This is a genomic window from Limnospira indica PCC 8005 (assembly GCF_000973065.1).
In the GTDB taxonomy this organism is placed as follows: Bacteria; Cyanobacteriota; Cyanobacteriia; order Cyanobacteriales; family Microcoleaceae; genus Limnospira; species Limnospira fusiformis.
In genome coordinates this window covers 5,960,907-5,975,242 of record NZ_FO818640.1, presented here as the reverse complement: position 1 = coordinate 5,975,242, position 14,336 = coordinate 5,960,907, and the positions used below count along the sequence as shown (strand labels likewise).

At 44.2% G+C, this 14,336-nt stretch carries 11 protein-coding genes; 2 read left to right on the top strand and 9 right to left on the bottom strand.

The window, feature by feature from the left end:
- Positions 1-158 precede the first annotated feature (158 nt).
- The 5 genes from ltrA to ctpB all read right to left on the bottom strand — a co-directional run bounded on the left by ltrA (position 159) and on the right by ctpB (position 7,706).
- On the bottom strand, positions 159-1,970 hold the full coding sequence (gene ltrA / locus XZ46_RS26480) for a group II intron reverse transcriptase/maturase (RefSeq protein WP_048895012.1): 1,812 nt from the start codon (positions 1,968-1,970) through the stop codon (positions 159-161).
- A 700-nt stretch (positions 1,971-2,670) separates the two neighbouring features.
- Positions 2,671-3,489, bottom strand: coding sequence for a formylglycine-generating enzyme family protein (locus XZ46_RS26475; protein WP_008055321.1), 819 nt, complete (start codon positions 3,487-3,489; stop codon positions 2,671-2,673).
- 978 nt (positions 3,490-4,467) lie between these two features.
- Positions 4,468-4,824 carry a Pepco domain-containing protein gene (locus XZ46_RS26470; RefSeq protein WP_048895319.1) on the bottom strand — a complete coding sequence of 119 codons (357 nt, stop codon included), beginning with the start codon at positions 4,822-4,824 and terminating at the stop codon, positions 4,468-4,470.
- A 325-nt stretch (positions 4,825-5,149) separates the two neighbouring features.
- Complete coding sequence (locus XZ46_RS26460; RefSeq protein ID WP_008056194.1) at positions 5,150-6,316, bottom strand: S-layer homology domain-containing protein; 1,167 nt, start codon at positions 6,314-6,316, stop codon at positions 5,150-5,152.
- Between the two features lie 106 nt (positions 6,317-6,422).
- Positions 6,423-7,706, bottom strand: a complete 1,284-nt coding sequence (gene ctpB, locus XZ46_RS26455; protein ID WP_006622567.1) for a carboxyl-terminal processing protease CtpB — start codon at positions 7,704-7,706, stop codon at positions 6,423-6,425.
- A 324-nt stretch (positions 7,707-8,030) separates the two neighbouring features.
- Between ctpB and XZ46_RS26450 the strand changes: the two genes are divergently transcribed.
- Entirely contained in the window at positions 8,031-8,849 is an 819-nt protein-coding gene (locus XZ46_RS26450) for a hypothetical protein (RefSeq protein ID WP_008056200.1), read from the top strand.
- Between the two features lie 15 nt (positions 8,850-8,864).
- Here XZ46_RS26450 and XZ46_RS26445 read toward each other — a convergent pair whose 3' ends face one another.
- From XZ46_RS26445 to XZ46_RS26435, 3 genes are read right to left on the bottom strand one after another with little or no spacing between them, the layout of a single operon-like run.
- Positions 8,865-9,566 carry a response regulator transcription factor gene (locus XZ46_RS26445; RefSeq protein ID WP_006622569.1) on the bottom strand — a complete coding sequence of 234 codons (702 nt, stop codon included), beginning with the start codon at positions 9,564-9,566 and terminating at the stop codon, positions 8,865-8,867.
- 43 nt (positions 9,567-9,609) lie between these two features.
- A complete protein-coding gene (locus XZ46_RS26440; RefSeq protein WP_008056202.1) occupies positions 9,610-10,422 on the bottom strand; it encodes a sulfite exporter TauE/SafE family protein in 813 nt (270 codons plus the stop codon).
- 10 nt (positions 10,423-10,432) lie between these two features.
- Positions 10,433-11,404, bottom strand: a complete 972-nt coding sequence (locus XZ46_RS26435; RefSeq protein WP_006622571.1) for an acetamidase/formamidase family protein — start codon at positions 11,402-11,404, stop codon at positions 10,433-10,435.
- Between the two features lie 6 nt (positions 11,405-11,410).
- Between XZ46_RS26435 and XZ46_RS26430 the strand changes: the two genes are divergently transcribed.
- Positions 11,411-12,871 carry a mechanosensitive ion channel domain-containing protein gene (locus XZ46_RS26430; protein WP_006670276.1) on the top strand — a complete coding sequence of 487 codons (1,461 nt, stop codon included), beginning with the start codon at positions 11,411-11,413 and terminating at the stop codon, positions 12,869-12,871.
- A gap of 366 nt (positions 12,872-13,237) precedes the next feature.
- Here XZ46_RS26430 and XZ46_RS26425 read toward each other — a convergent pair whose 3' ends face one another.
- A complete protein-coding gene (locus tag XZ46_RS26425; RefSeq protein ID WP_006622573.1) occupies positions 13,238-13,798 on the bottom strand; it encodes an REP-associated tyrosine transposase in 561 nt (186 codons plus the stop codon).
- Between the last annotated feature and the right edge of the window lie 538 nt (positions 13,799-14,336).

The following is a 14,336-nucleotide window of genomic DNA, read 5'->3' as shown; positions in this document are numbered from 1 at the left end:
TTGCTGTTGAGACTAGCACTATGGGTGCTGTTGGTGATTATAGGTGCTTTTGGTGATTATAGGCGATCGCTTCAACCTAATATTAGGGGTCGAGAATGGAGTCGCCTCCATCCCCTCCCATTCAAAACCGGACGTGAGACTTTCACCTCATCCGGCTCCTAGTCTGATTGCTCCATTGTTAAGGATACAGCATTGGCGTTGTCTAACGCCGTTTTATCATCGTGACAGTGGCGGTGTAATAGTTGAAGATTCTTATATTCATCCTTTCCACCTTGGCTTTGAGGTATAATGTGGTCTACTTCAACTAAATCCGATGGTGCGAAATACTGTCCACACCAGGTACACCTACCTTTTTGCTTTTTGAGTAGTTTGGCTACTCTTGTTGGCGTTTCAATTGCTTGTCCTTTCCTGGTTGCCCAGTAAGTCCAGTTTCCGTCGTATGGTGTTGCGTCAGGGCGTATTGGGGTGTGTCTAACATTTGGAGTCCAACTATGTTGCCATAATGTGAATCCATCCTTAGTCTTGAATAACCAGGATTCATGTCTTTCTTTCCCATTGCTAAGTTTAACCGTTCCTTTGTGGAAGTAGTTTCCTAGCTTTTCGTAACTTGCCTTTCCGCATCTTGATGCTGTCCATGCCCGTAACATTTGCCAGATTATGTTATCTAGCTTGTTGAAGGTTTCAGATGAAACGACCCCTGAGTAGTAGTTTGACCATCCCCGAATAATCGGGTTTAGTTTGCTAATCAGGGCTGATTGAGGTGATGTTTTATATCGTTTAATTACACCTTTTATCGCTTCAATGTGGGCTTTAACTGCTTTGTTGCTGGGTTTGATGTGGGTTTTGAAACCCAACATTTTATGTGGGGTCTTGTTACATAGGAAGCCTCCTTTTCTTCTTCCCCCACTCTTTCCAGATTTATATTTTCCTACTGGGTATTGCCTGATATTGAATCCTAGAAAATCAAAACCTGGCTCTTCTGTTTTGCCGTTGTACTCAATGGGATTGAGTGTATGGCAGATTCGAGTCTTTTCGGGTTTAATTTCTAATCCTACAGGTTTTAACCATTCGGAGATTGCAGTTTTGCACTGTTCAATGATTTCTAGTGATGGAGATATTACTACAAAATCATCGGCGTATCTGATTACTGTGGCTTGCACCACATTTTTCTTCTTAGGATACATTGTTTTTATGAGCCTAACCATCCCATCCAGTGCGATGTTGGCTAGGAGTGGACTTATTACCCCTCCTTGGGGTGTCCCTGCTTCTGTATCCTCAAATACACCGTTATCTAGCACGCCTGCTTTGAGCCATGATTTCAGGTCTCTTTTTAGACTGCTTGGACAATGAATTTTGGACAGAAGGTAATCATGGTTTATTCGGTCAAAACATTTAGCTATATCTGCATCCAGAACATAATAACCTCCTTTGTTGATACTCTGAAAGATTCTGGATATTGCATCGTGGGCTGACCTGCCAGGTCTAAACCCATAGCTAGTGTCTTCAAATCTCGATTCCCATTCAGGTTCGAGAGCCGACTTAACCAAGGCTTGCCTCGCTCTATCTTGGATTGTGGGTATTCCTAGAGGGCGTTTTTCATCCCTACCGGGTTTTGGAATCCACACCCTTCGCAGTGGTTTTACTTTGAGATTTCCTTTAATGTTCTCAACAAGTTTAAACCTTTGCCTTGATGAGATTGCTCTCATTCCATCGACTCCAGCTGTTTTCTTGCCTTGATTATCTTGGGTCACTCGCCGTACTGCTAGTAGACGGGCATAATATGATTTGCACAATAGACGTTGCAACCTTCTTGCTTTCGCGTCCTGTCCCGATTTAGCTGCTTGAAATATCCTCTTTTGGAGCTTGAAAACTTTTCTCTGAACTTTCGCCCAGGGGATTTGTTTCCATACATTCGTAGTCTTGATTGGTTTTGGTTTCCCAAATCCTTTCTTTAAACTCGCATTCGCCATAGTAACTCCTACTAGACTCTATTCTTTACAATCAAACCGTGACCCGTCTGCGTATCCCAACCATTATAGTTGGGCATTAGCTTCTGGTCACATCTCACCCCCTAGTAGGCTTACGCTTACACTTTTCACTACTGACTCTCTCGACCAGATTATCAGAGCCTAAAAGGGGTTAAAACGTTCCGTTTATATGGGCTTTCCATCTTTAGACTTGTCCTATCCACCGGGGTATTTTTAAAGGTCTGTGTAGGTAGTACGAAGAAACTCCTACTTTTCCCCTTGCTCTTTTGAGCGCAGCGTGTCAACCTATTTCGCTACTTATTAGTTACGATGGTTCAAGTCGGAACATTCAGATTTCCTTAGTCATGGATGGTTGGCAGTGGTCGGATTATTGGGAATAGGTTTTCCCTCACGCCTTCCGTTCCCCGCTTCAATCCTAGGGTTGTGAATCCTAAAACTGGGGGTGGCTATCGCCGTTACTCTCAACGCAATTGTTAAGGAATCATTAAGATTTCCAATTTAGCGTTTTGACCTTGAGTTCCCTGCCTTGTTTTGTATATTTCTATACCAAACGTTGGGACATATAAACAGTTATGGGATGGTCAGGGTACGAGTCCCTTATATTTCACCAAGGGGTGAAAGTCCCACTAGGAGGTTATTTCAGGCATTGCAGCCTTATTTGACTCCTAAACATCTCGCACCTTCAACCTAATATAGTATTAAGGTTAGATAGGCAGGGGCGAAAACCATAGGAGACCGACGGGAATTCTGGAGACGCTCTCCAGCGGTTAGCACAACGACACTTATCTTGACCCGTATCCCATGAACCTCCACGCACCACTCTTTCTTGATTGCTGTTGAGCAAATCCCCTAAATTCTCAAGATAGTTATCGTAGATTTCCTGAGCATCCCAAACCCTACCATCTGACGGCGCATTGTTATAGTTATCATGCCACGGGTCAGCACACCACTCAAAAACATTCCCATGAATATCACACAGTCCAAAGGTGTTCTCATGTTGAAAGTGATCAACTGGGGTAGTTTGTTGGCGGAAAACTCCCTTGCGATCATAGTAGTTAGCTATATCCGTGGTTAAGCTGTCCCCAAGATAAAATGCGGTCGTTGTTCCCCCCCGCGCTGCATATTCCCACTCAGCTTCACTGGGTAATCGGTAGGCTCTACCGACTTTCTGGGAAAGCCGCGCGCACCACTCTATTACATCATACCAGGACACTTTTTCCACGGGCAGTTTTTCCCCTTCAAAATCTGAAGGATACCATTTTAGATCTCGTTGGAGTTTAGCAAAGCTGGCTACTTGTTGCCATTGTTTCTGGGCGATCGGATATTTCGCTATCCAGAATGGTTCAATCGTCACTCGGTGCTGTGGTTTTTCTGTATGATTACCCTCATTCCCAGGTGAACCCATCAGAAATGTTCCCCCAGGGATAAACACCATTTCTAGGGTGACTCCATCTCTCAGATTTTCTATGAAATTTTGGGCTTGACTTCGGCGACGACTCATTCTTAGTTGATTTTTAAATCAAGCATATAGCCATGTTACCCCCACGGTTTCAATTATAGCGATCGCCATCCCGGCTGTCAACCCCTCATCTCTTTAGGCGCGCCGATTTTTTGTTAAGTTTTGTTAAGTTGGGTGATAGTTGGGGGGCGATGAATCATAGCTTTACCTGAAAGTAGGTTGAATAAAAAATCAAGCATATAGCCATGTTACCCCCACGGTTACAATTATAGCGATCGCCATCCCGGCTGTCAACCCCTCATCTCTTTAGGCGCGCCGATTTTTTGTTAAGTTTTGTTAAGTTGGGTGATAGTTGGGGGGCGATGAATCATAGCTTTACCTGAAAGTAGGTTGAATAAAAAATCAAGCATATAGCCATGTTACCCCCACGGTTACAATTATAGCGATCGCCATCCCGGCTGTCAACCCCTTATCTCTTTAGGCGCGCCGATTTTTTGTTAAGTTTTGTTAAGTTGGGTGATAGTTGGGGGGCGATGAATCATAGCTTTACCTGAAAGTAGGTTGAATAAAAAATCAAGCATATAGCCATGTTACCCCCACGGTTATAATTATAGCGATCGCCATCCCGGCTGTCAACCCCTTATCTCTTTAGGCGCGCCGATTTTTTGTTAAGTTTTGTTAAGTTGGGTGATAGTTGGGGGGCGATGAATCATAGCTTTACCTGAAAGTAGGTTGAGGAAAAAATCAAGCATATAGCCATGTTACCCCCACGGTTACAATTATAGCGATCGCCATCCCGGCTGTCAACCCCTTATCTCTTTAGGCGCGCCGATTTTTTGTTAAGTTTTGTTAAGTTGGGTGATAGTTGGGGGGCGATGAATCATAGCTTTACCTGAAAGTAGGTTGAATAAAAAATCAAGCATATAGCCATGTTACCCCCACGGTTATAATTATAGCGATCGCCACCCCGCCTGTCAACCCCTCATCTCTTTAGGCGCGCCGATTTTTTGTTAAGTTTTGTTAAGTTCGGGGGCGTTTAAACGTAAGTTTGATAGTCCCATGATCGAAGTTGTCACTACAGAGGCTAACTTCTCCGTTGCCATTAATTCTGACAGACAATTCCACCTGGTCAAGCTGCATGGGAGATTTTTGGGAGTTTCCAGAGGCTTGCTGCATTTGAAACGCTTGCTGTTCCGCTTGTAGAAATACATCACCAATTACTAATAAAAATTGACTCATATTTTGCTGCATTTTGTGCGCCGGGACTGCTACCCTGTGGGTCTGTGATTCTGTAGGAGTGTCAGGGGATGTTGAGGGGTTAGGGGAATCTTGGGTAATAATCCAGATACTTTTGGGAATTTGGATAATTTCTGACATAGACTAATCGGGGATGATGGTTAATTATTAACTTAATGTGATGATTGTAGCTTAAATATGGTGGTTGATGTCTAATGATTGAGATATGAAGAAGGAAGCCGAAAAGATTAAGTTTCACTAGGTTAATGGGTCTGGTGGGGGCGGGTGCAAGATATACCAGGGGATACACGATAGGCTGGCAACAGGCGCGCCAGGGCAAAAATATCACGGTGGGGAACATCTCGAATTGGGGAATATTTAACTATTTTGGGTGTCAAAAAAAAGCGTCAGAAAAATCTTATATCTCTGACGCAGGCTAATTGGTGATGTATGAAACCCCCAACATTTAACGATTAATAAGGTAATCTGACTCGATAGGTTCAGCGTCACCCGATCGCACTAATACTTGATAAATCATGACAATAGCCTCTGCTTGACTGACGGACTGATGAGGATTAAAAGTATTGCGATCTGGATGACTGGCGACCAAACCCGCCTCAGTCGCCGCCGCCACTTGACCAATAGCCCAATCAGGAATTTGATCAGCATCGGAGTAAACTTTGAGAATTTCCTGGGGATTATTGGGGGTAGGTAAATCCAAACCACTGACCAAAGCCACCACGACCTCTGTATGAGTCATTTCTTGATTAGGTTGGAAAACTTCCCCAGGATAACCCCGGAGAAAACCCATTTTGGTAGCTTCTTGAATGGCTTGATTAGCCCAATGGTCCTGCGGTAGATCCTGAAACTTAATATCAGGTTGAATTCTGTCAGTTTTGAGGGATTGTTGCAACTGATGAGCAAACTGTCCCCGACTCACTGGCTGATCTGGGTTAAATGTACCATCTTCTGCACCGATCGCCTGATTATGGTCAGCAAAATAAACTACAAAATCCCGCGCCCAGTGTTCCTCTGGTACATTAGCCAGTATAGTTGTAGCCGAATCTGGAGTTACAGCGGTCTGGGTGGGAGTGGTTTCTGGTGTTTCGGCGGTAGTTACAGGGGAACTGGGAACCTCTGAGGTTTCGGTGGGAGTAGGAGTTTCAGGGGGTGATGTAACCGCCGCCTCTGTGTCTGTGGTCGTGGTTGTTTCGGCTTCTGTTGTGGGTGATGAAAATAAGGGGAGAGTAGCCGGAGTTGACTCGGTGGTGGGAGAGGCTATTTGTAAACCTTCCAAGTTTAGCCAGCTTAGTGTCAATCCTGTAGATTCGCTGCTGACTGTATCTGAAGGTCCAGACTTAGACTCTGGGGTGTATGAGGAAGAGATTATAGAGGTTGTGCTGGAGGATGCTTGACGGACTATATCAGAGACATTGATTAAACTCCGATGATCTGAGATAGTTTCGGGTTTAGCTGAGAGTAAGCTAAAGCTGCTTTTGGGTTCGATCTTCCCAAATACCCAAAAGAAGACAAACCCCATAGTTGCGATCGCCAAAATAATCGCCAGCCATTCCTCCATAGTTGGGGGTGATTGTTTCCGTGGCTGTAAATCAGCCCGATCTGATTCTGACATAGGAATTTTTTGCTCTTGAACATTCCCCTCAAGGTTAACTGTTCTCGATGACCATGACAATCAAAAAAAAGGGTGGCAGTTGAAATTTGGTTGCCACCCTGATAGATTAGTTAACTGCCATGGGATGAGACAAATCACCATTAAGAACTAAGATCGCCTTAGCATAGCCAGGATCTTGGTGAGTTCCAATCAAATTGGGATCACTAGCTAGTTGCTTTTTCTCTAACTGAGTCAATTCGATGGAAATATCGGGGGTGACACCTTTCTGGCTGATGTCTGTACCGTTAGGGGTATAATAGTGGGCGATGGTGACAGCCAAGCCGGAACCATCAGATAAGGAAAAGACGGACTGTACCAGGGCTTTACCAAAAGTCCGAGTTCCCATAACCATAGCCCGCTTGTTGTCCTGCATTGCTCCTGCTAAAATTTCACTAGCACTGGCTGAGTTATCATCAACTAGGACAACGGTGGGTAAGTCAGTTAAGGCTGTATGATTGGCGCGGATTTCCTGACTTTTACCGTGGCGATCGATTGTACTAACGATCGCTCCTGAGTCTACCCACATCCTAGCGATATCAATGCTGCTGCGTAACAGTCCCCCAGGATTTCCGCGTAAATCTAAGACAAATCCATCTACATTTTGAGCCAGGAGTTCTTTAATAGCTTGTTGCATCTGTTCAGCCGCATGGGAGTTAAACTCCTGTAGTTGAATGTAACCAATCTGGCGATCGCCTTCTGTATTGAGGCGATAGCGGACGGCTTCTAGTTCAATGCGAGCGCGGGTAAGGGTCAGGTCAAATTGTTGAGCTTCATCGCGACTGATGGTTAAAGTGATGGAAGTTCCCACCCGACCCCGAATTTTCTCGGCTGCTTTTTCTACGGTCATCCCTTGGGTAGACTCGCCATCAATGGCTAAAATGCGATCGCCTGATTGGATTCCCGCTTCCATGGCTGGGGAATTTTTAATAGGATTAACTACTGTAATTTGGCGAGTTTTCTCATCCAAAGTCAGTTGCATTCCCACCCCAGAAAGTTCTCCCGCTGTTTGATTGGTGAGGCGTTCATACTGCTTAGGATCGAGAAATCGGGTATATGGATCGTTGAGTTTTTCTAAGGCGTTACGCAGTTCTGTATATGCTTCTTCTGGAGAGGAATATTCTTTACTGAGAAGCTGTTGTCGAACTTCCAGCCAGTCGATCCGGTTGAAACTGGGGTCTACATATTCTCGATTAACAATCTGCCAAGCCTCGTCAATGACGGCTTTCGGACTATTTTTTAAGGTAGCATTTACTGAACCACTGAGCCCTGGAATCGTTAAAGCGGAAATGGTGACTATGGCTCCACTTAAAACGGCGCGCAAGGGGGAAAAAGGTCTAGTAGCTTGATTCATCTAATCTTCCTCTGGCTGGATTCTCTGGCTGGATGCCTAAATGATATTTTTATAGGGTAGCAAAAGCAATCCCTATACAGTTGACATTAAATAATAGTCGATAGCTTTAAAATACACCTGGGAAGGTATGTTAAAAGTCAGCTATCATAAGGCTGTTGTCCAGGTATTATACCCGGATGGTGTGATCATGATACTGGATTTGATGATGATACCGAACTCCGGGAGCGATTGTGTGTCTGAAGACATTATACAAGCATAATTTATCTATTGTCATCTTTTTGTACAATAAGTTTTAGGGAAATTTTAGATTTGGGGGAACCTCCCATGTCATCTTTGGCTGTGAAACGGTTTGAGGGTCTTTTTCCAGTGGCGATCGCGGTTGTCGCCCTGGGTGCTATCATTGGGGTGCAAATCTATGCACCGGGTGGGGCTAGGTTGGGCGATCGTTTTTCTGAAGAAAACGGTCTGCAGTTGACCCAATTGGAAGCCGAAAGGCAGGAGCAGAGACTGGCTGCTAATCTGGAGATTGTCAAAAATTTACCCACTTTAGGCTTTGATAACCTCCTTGCTAATTGGGTATTTCTGAACTTTCTCCAGTATTTCGGAGATTTGGAAGCGCGGAATTTGACGGGTTTTCAACTCAATGACAATTTTTTTGATGTGATTTCCCGCCTCGACCCTAGATGGATAGATATGTACTTATTTTTATCTACCGCTGTTGGTTATTACCAAGCTCAACCCGAACTTTCCGTAGAATTGATGCGGCGGGGAACTGAGGCGCTGTCTCCAGAATTCCCCGGTGCTTGGCGATTATGGCGGTTAAAGTCTCTTGATGAACTATTACTCCTGGGCGACATTCCAGCAGCCATAGAATCCCTAGAAACCGCCTCTGAGTGGGCGCAAGCTAGTGGATATGAGCCAGTAGCAACCCTATTTCGGGATGCGGCTAACACGCTCCGGGACAATCCCGATAGTGTGCCGATACGCATTAACGCCTGGCTAACAGTATACTCGCAAACTATGGATACTTTGGTTAGGGAGAGAGCGCTAACGGAACTGGAAGCGTTGGGGGTGGAAATACAGGAGGGAGAGGACGGAGAGTTACGATTTTTTGTTCCCCCACGACCGGAGCCGGAAAATTAAGGACTGGTTGAGGTTTTAGGGGTTGTCCTCGAATTTGTAGCCAACTCCTGTTACAGTTTTGATGAAGGTGGGATGAGATGGGTCGGGCTCAACTTTTTTCCGTAGTCTAGCTACATGGGTATCAACTACTCGCTCATCTCCAAAAAAGTCATCTCCCCATAATTTATCGATTAATTGGGTACGACTCCACACGCGACCGGGATAACTTAGAAAGGTGGCTAATAAGTTAAATTCTAAGGTGGTCAGGTCTAAGGGTTCGGTATTACCATGGTTTTGAAAGTTGGCTTTCCTTTGGTCAATATCAACGGTAAAATGAGCGGTTTGGTAGGTTTGGGTCTGTCCTCCCTGGCGGAGACTGCGACGCAATAAAGCTCTAACTCTGGCTACTAATTCCCTAGGACTAAAAGGCTTGACCATATAATCGTCGGCTCCGGTAGATAGACCGACTATGCGATCTATTTCTTCTCCCTTGGCGGTTAACATTAAAATATACGGGTCTTTTTGTCCGGGTTGTTGACGAATACGAGCGCAGACTTCTAAACCGTCTAAACCGGGAAGCATGAGGTCGAGAATAATTACATCGGGTCGTTGTTGTTGAAATATCTCTAATGCGCTTAATCCATTCTGGCTAATTTGACAGGAAAATCCTTCCGCCTCTAAAGTCCGACGGATAAGGAGAGCAATTTCTGGTTCATCTTCGACAATTAAAATATTCATAACTTACTCCGATATTGGCACAGTGGAAAGGTTACAATACAGGTTACAGACTAGCCCGCCAAAACATATAAATTGAGAGTATTCCTAACAGTGTCCTAAAGGCTAAAGTGACAATGCGATCGGGTAATTTTGGTAAAAATCTGGTGCTAATTTGTACTCCGACTAATCCTCCTAAGCCTAACATAAATCCCTGCCCCCACAGCACATTTCCCTGTATAGCGTGTCCGATACAAGCGGAAGCAGCAGTAATAATAATTACGCCGAGGCTGGTTTGAATAGAGACTTTAATGGTTTCCCCTAAGAGGAGAATTTGCAGGGGAACAATAATCACGCCGCCCCCAACCCCAAAGAGTCCGGCTAGGAGTCCGGCGAGACTCCCGGTAATCATAAAGGCTAGGTATGGGTTAATGGTTTTTTCGGGCTGAGTAGAACCGGGGTTAAGTTGTTCATCTAGTTGCTTTTTGGCGATGATATCCTGGCGGACTTTGACTAAGTAAATATTCAAAAGCAGTAAACATCCAAAGCCGAATAACAACCAAGATGAGGGTAATAAATCAGCGATATAAGACCCGATTATGGCAGTTATGACGGCGGAAAATCCAATTGATATTACCCGATTAACTCGCAGAAAACCCATCCGCCAATTTTGGATGCTTCCTGATATGGCGGTAATTAGTACCGAGAAAATACTGGTGGCTACTGCTTGATTACTCACATAGCCAAGGGTGACTAAAATAGGCACTAATACTGTGCCGCCTCCAATTCCTAAAAATCCGGCTAATATTCCAGCTAAGAGTCCGGCGAGGGCGAGGGTTAAAAGTTCTGTGGGGGATAAGGATAAGAGTTCCAAAATCATTAGTTAAGGATTAGTTAAGGGGAAATTGGAAAGTTTCTGGTAAGATGGATTTGGCGATCGCACCATGAACCCCTTTTTGGGGGCTATTAACTACTTGGGTAATGCGGAAGTCAACCCCTAGGGAACAGAGAATATAGGCTTCTTCTGGAGAAATTCCTAGGATTTGCACTAATAGGTTAATGGTACGTTCTAGGGTAGACTGAAAGGCATCATCCAGGGTATGACCAAAACCCATGGTGATTATATCAGTTGCGGTTTCTGCTAGGGGGACATCTAGGGAACAGTTTTTGTGCAGAATAATTTTAATTGTGCCATTCATGGAAGTTTCGATCGCTGTGGTGTTGACTTCACCGCCTCCCTGGGCTGCGTGTCCGTCTCCCAGGGAAAATAGGCCACCGGGAACCAGTACGGGAAGGAAAATGCGCGACCCGGCTTGTAATTCTGGGTTGTCGATGTTTCCCCCATAGACTCCTGGAGGTATGGAAGACTGGGAGGTTTCGCTGGCGACTCCTAAAATTCCGAAAAATGGGCGCAGGGGAATTTTTACCCCACTTTGGGGGGGAAATTCGGCTAGATTTCGGGTAAGATCGAGGTTGATAAATCGCAATTTCGGCTGGCTAAATCGTTGCGGTAGGGCTCCCCAACCGGTTCTGATAGCATTAAACCCTACATTTAAACGGGGGTAAATTGACTCTAACTGGATTTCTAAAATATCTCCCGGTTGGGCATTTTCGATGTAAATGGGACCAGTGAGAAGGTGAGGACCAGGACCGACAATTCGTTCCGGCGACAGGCGGCGACAAAGTTCGATAAATTCTGGGGTCAAAAATCCTTCTGGGGCTTGATTATAAAGGTAATAGCCTGTGTAGGTTTCTACCTGAATGCGATCGCCTGATGCGATGACTAAGGCTGGCTCTAGTTCCGGAGAAAAGCCTCCTACATGGGTGGTGTTTGCTGTGGCTTTCAGAGTATAATTAACCATCTTAATATGAACATTATTCAGTATTTGATAGGGTTCTTTTGGGAGGCGTTCACTCGACCGATAAAGTTGGGTGAAATTTCTCTTTCTATTCAGTTAATTGTCACGGTTATTTTAGCTTTCGTTGCCGTTTTTTTTGTTTGTACCTTTCTGAGTAATTTACTCAAAGATAAGATTCTTGTCAAGTTAAAGTTTGATGAGGGTAGTCGAGAGGCGATCGCCACCATTTTCCGCTATTTTACCATTACTATCGGCTGTTTACTAATTCCCCAAGCTGCCGGAATTGATATGAGTTCCTTTACTTTCCTCGCTGGTGGTTTAGGTATTGGTTTAGGTTTTGGTTTCCAGGGACTCGCCCAAAACTTTGTCAGTGGTTTAATTTTATTATTAGAAAGACCCATTAAAGTTGGCGATTATATTGAACTTGATAAATTGGAAGGAACTATCCGCAAAATCTCCATTAGGTCTACTGTAATTGTGACTAATGATGATATTTCGATTATTGTTCCGAATCAGATTTTAGTGAGCAATAAAATCATTAACTGGAGTCATGGTAATGTACTTAGCCGCATTCATATTCCGGTGCGAGTCGCCTATGGAAGTGACCCAGTTTTAGTCACCGAAGTTTTGCTATCCGCCGCCCGCCAAGAACCGAGAGTATTACACCACCCAAAGCCACAGGTTTGGCTAAGAAATTTTGGCGAAAATTGTATTGATTTTGAATTGTTAGTTTGGATAGAACTTCCTAAAGCTAGGCTACCTATTCAAAGTTCTTTAAATTATATCATCCAAAGCAAACTGTATCAAAATAATATCAACATTCCTATCGCCCAGCGAGACCTATGGATTAGAAATACTGAGGAACTTAAACAGGTATTTGCACCAATTATCGCTTCTTCCCAGTCTGCTAAAATAAAATCCGCCACTACCACTGAATATCAGGAATTAGAAAGGCAAAATATGTCCCTACAAGCATTATTAAGGAAGGTAGTTTATTTTGAGGGTCTGAGTGATTTAGCATTATTAGGGTTAATTGAAATGGGCTACCGAGAAACTTTCGCACCTCATCAATTTATTTTCCATGAAGATGATCCAGGTGATGCTTTTCATATCATCTTATCTGGGGTGGTAGAAATTTTGGCGGAAAGGGCTAATAAGCATATTCGTGATTTATCAGCGGGAGATTTTTTCGGGGAATTAGCATTAATTATGGGGATACCTAGAACGGCGGCGGTAAGGGCTAAAGAAACCACTATTTTGTTTGTGGTTAGTCGTGATGTATTTCAGCGGTTTTTAGGGAGTTATCCCCAGGTAGCAGACCAAATTGCCGAGAAAGTAGCTGAACGAAAAGAGGAGTTAGTACAACGTCAAAAAATGCTCCGAGAAATGGGTATTTTAGGGGATGATGATTTAGATAATAATCCCTTAGTATGGATTAAACAACGCATGAAGTCTCTATTTGGTATTTGAGATCAAAGTATCTGTAGGGGCGGGTTCACCGGGCTATATCATAGTCACAGATAAACCACATAAACCCGCCCTATCCCCGCCCTATCAAAGTATCTGTAGGGGCGGGTTCACCGGGCTATATCATAGTCACAGATAAGCCATATAAACCCGCCCTATCCCCGCCCAATCAAAGTATCTGTAGGGGCGGGTTCACCGGGCTATATCATAGTCACAGATAAGCCATATAAACCCGCCCTATCCCCGCCAGATAAACCCGAAATATTCTAATTATCGGTGGGTGGGGGCGGGTTTATCAAAATTCTGGTGGGGAAGTTTCATTGACGGCAGAACCCGCCCCTACATTATCGGTGGGTGGGGGCGGGTTTATCAAAATTCCGGTGGGGAAGTTTCATTGACGGCGGAGGCGCGCCCCAACGGGGTGGTAATGTTTTGGGAAATGGGAAATTGATGGGATGGGTGCATTTCGTCTTGGTTCCAATTATAGGGATTATTGACGATATATTCTCGAATTTTTTGTAATGCGTTTTCGTCCCTAATTATATGTTCATAATATCCCCTTTGCCATACAGGAACTTTAGAAAGCGATCGCAATTGATTAATCCTACGGCTAGAAAAAGTTTTGAAACCTTGAACAACTTTTGAGAGAGTATGGCTGTGGTCTGTTAAGATAATGATACCATGAATATGATTAGGCATAATCACAAAACTATCTAACTGAATTAAAGGGTAAACTCTGGTTAGGTTAAACCAATTGAATTTAACCACTTCACCATAACAGTTTAGCATTACAGTTTGGTCTTTAATTTCACCCAATAAGCATTGTTTATGATAAATACAAATTGTGACAAAGTATGCCCCCGGTTGACTGTAATCATATCCTCGAAGACGAATTGATTGGCGGTTATGAATATCAGGATTGTATTTCATATTGATAAACCATCATTAATCATCTGTAGCGGCGTGTTCACGCCCGGTATATGGTAATTGGTAGGGGCGGGTTCACCGGGCTATATCATAGTCACAGATAAACCACATAAACCCGCCCAATCCCCGCCCAATCAAAGTATCTGTAGGGGCGGGTTCACCAAACTATATCATAGTCACAGATAAGCCATATAAACCCGCCCTATCCCTGCCCAATCAAAGTATCTGTAGGGGGGCGGGTTCACCAAACTATATCATAGTCACAGATAAGCCATATAAACCCGCCCTATCCCTGCCCAATCAAAGTATCTGTAGGGGCGGGTTCACCAAACTATATCATAGTCACAGATAAGCCATATAAACCCGCCCTATCCCTGCCCAATCAAAGTATCTGTAGGGGCGGGTTCACCGGGCTATATCATAGTCACAGATAAACTACATAAACCCGCCCTATCCCCGCCCAATCAAAGTATCTGTAGGGGCGGGTTCACCGGGCTATATCCTAGTCACAGATAAGCCATATAAACCCGCCCTATCCCCG

Excerpts from the sequence above, each read along its gene's own strand:
- ltrA (WP_048895012.1), bottom strand. The coding sequence starts at position 1,970 with ATGGCGAATGCGAGTTTAAAGAAAGGATTTGGGAAACCAAAACCAATC.
- XZ46_RS26475 (WP_008055321.1), bottom strand. The coding sequence starts at position 3,489 with ATGAGTCGTCGCCGAAGTCAAGCCCAAAATTTCATAGAAAATCTGAGA.
- XZ46_RS26470 (WP_048895319.1), bottom strand. The coding sequence starts at position 4,824 with ATGTCAGAAATTATCCAAATTCCCAAAAGTATCTGGATTATTACCCAA.
- XZ46_RS26460 (WP_008056194.1), bottom strand. The coding sequence starts at position 6,316 with ATGTCAGAATCAGATCGGGCTGATTTACAGCCACGGAAACAATCACCC.
- ctpB (WP_006622567.1), bottom strand. The coding sequence starts at position 7,706 with ATGAATCAAGCTACTAGACCTTTTTCCCCCTTGCGCGCCGTTTTAAGT.
- XZ46_RS26450 (WP_008056200.1), top strand. The coding sequence starts at position 8,031 with ATGTCATCTTTGGCTGTGAAACGGTTTGAGGGTCTTTTTCCAGTGGCG.
- XZ46_RS26445 (WP_006622569.1), bottom strand. The coding sequence starts at position 9,566 with ATGAATATTTTAATTGTCGAAGATGAACCAGAAATTGCTCTCCTTATC.
- XZ46_RS26440 (WP_008056202.1), bottom strand. The coding sequence starts at position 10,422 with ATGATTTTGGAACTCTTATCCTTATCCCCCACAGAACTTTTAACCCTC.
- XZ46_RS26435 (WP_006622571.1), bottom strand. The coding sequence starts at position 11,404 with ATGGTTAATTATACTCTGAAAGCCACAGCAAACACCACCCATGTAGGA.
- XZ46_RS26430 (WP_006670276.1), top strand. The coding sequence starts at position 11,411 with ATGAACATTATTCAGTATTTGATAGGGTTCTTTTGGGAGGCGTTCACT.
- XZ46_RS26425 (WP_006622573.1), bottom strand. The coding sequence starts at position 13,798 with ATGAAATACAATCCTGATATTCATAACCGCCAATCAATTCGTCTTCGA.